Origin of the sequence: Aliamphritea spongicola (assembly GCF_017051665.1) — a bacterium.
Lineage (GTDB): Bacteria > Pseudomonadota > Gammaproteobacteria > Pseudomonadales > Balneatricaceae > Amphritea > Amphritea spongicola.
The window spans coordinates 1-288 of the sequence record NZ_JAFIDL010000099.1 but is presented as its reverse complement, the minus strand read 5'-3'; the positions used below and the strand labels follow the sequence as shown (position 1 = coordinate 288).

Genomic DNA, 288 nt, shown 5'->3' with positions numbered 1-288 from the left:
CTCCTGCCATTCAGGGGAGACGTAGTGGATCAGCGCGGAGACGGCCTGCCGCTGCAGGGTTTGGGCCACCGCGACGTCGCGGACCCCGGCCAGGTTGCGGCTGACGAGGCGGACGTAGTCCCGCGCGGGCATCTCGCCGTCGCGGGTCATGTCCCACGCCGCGGCGAAGACGAGCGCGCGCGGCAGCGACTCAACAATCTCGCCGGCGCTCTCCACGACCGTGCGCAGGCTCTGCTCATCCAACCGCAGTTTGATGAAGGTGAGGTCGTCGTCGTTGAGCAGGACCAG

At 68.8% G+C, this 288-nt stretch carries 1 protein-coding gene; it reads right to left on the bottom strand.

The features are described from left to right. Positions 1 to 288 (bottom strand): ERAP1-like C-terminal domain-containing protein (locus JYB63_RS23755; RefSeq protein WP_205660227.1); only part of this gene is annotated, 288 nt, incomplete at both ends.